This window comes from uncultured Maribacter sp. (genome assembly GCF_947500405.1).
Lineage (GTDB): Bacteria > Bacteroidota > Bacteroidia > Flavobacteriales > Flavobacteriaceae > Maribacter_B.
The window spans coordinates 1-1,080 of sequence record NZ_CANMRY010000053.1; the positions used below are offsets into that span (position 1 = coordinate 1).

The 1,080-nt window shown below is 30.5% G+C and carries 1 protein-coding gene; it reads left to right on the forward strand.

What is annotated here, in order from left to right; translation table 11 throughout:
• Positions 1-25: 25 nt before the first annotated feature.
• A complete protein-coding gene (locus Q0945_RS15935; RefSeq protein WP_299436638.1) occupies positions 26-1,030 on the forward strand; it encodes an IS30 family transposase in 1,005 nt (334 codons plus the stop codon).
• The last annotated feature ends 50 nt before the right edge of the window (positions 1,031-1,080 follow it).

Consider the following 1,080-nt stretch of genomic DNA (forward strand, 5'->3'; position numbering starts at 1 on the left):
AATCTAAATTAATAGATTTGTTATTATGGTACGTAAAAAGAATACAAGACTTACCCATAAAGAAAGAGTCCAAATTGAGACACTTTTAAACGAGAATAAGACCAAAGCTTACATAGCTAAAATACTAAACAGGTCTCGCTCTACAATCTCTAGAGAAGTTAATAAATGGGTGGAAAATAAGACAGATAAATACAATGCCGATTTAGCCAATTGGAATGCTAAAGATGATTACTTAAATAAAAGAAATACAGACAAAATATCTACTTACAAAAGATTGAGAATTTATGTCTTTAAAGGACTATTATCTGGATGGACGCCAGAACAAATTTCAGGAAGATTAAAAGAAATATATCCTAATGATTCTATGATGTCGATTTCTCACGAATCAATTTACAGATACATTTATTTGACTCCTCAAGCACGTTTAAATAAAAAACTAATCAAACTACTTGTACGTAAAAAAACAAGAAGAAGGAAACCTAAAAAAAGACGTGGTACTGGAAGTAAAATAACCAACCAAGTCAGTATTGATAGTAGACCTAAGCATATTAACTTAAGACAAGAAGTTGGCCATTGGGAAGGAGATTTAGTCATTGGAAAAAATCACAAATCCGCTATTGGGACAATTGTAGAACGGAAATCAAGATATACATTAATCATAAAATTAAAAGCTAAAAATGCCAAGGAAGTAGCTAAAATGTTCTCTAAAAAACTAAATCAATTAAACCCTTTATTTAAAAAATCTATGACTTACGACAATGGAATTGAAATGGCTAGACACGAAACTATAACTAATAGAACAGGTATGAAAATCTATTTTGCTCACCCCTATTCTTCTTGGGAAAGAGGTACTAATGAAAATACAAATGGACTCATTAGAAGGTATCTTCCTAAAGGAACTGACTTCAATCAAATTGATGAAAAAAAACTCCTTTTTATTCAAGAAAAATTAAACAATAGACCCCGAAAAATAATAGGGTACAAAACTCCAAATGAAATCATGGATTTTGAACTTAAATTTGTAGCTTAGACTAACTAAAAAAAAAGCAACGTTTGTTGCGTTAGAACCTTGAATGCAGC

What these genes read in the sequence shown, in the direction of transcription:
- Q0945_RS15935 (WP_299436638.1), top strand. Translation starts at nt 26, where the DNA reads ATGGTACGTAAAAAGAATACAAGACTTACCCATAAAGAAAGAGTCCAA.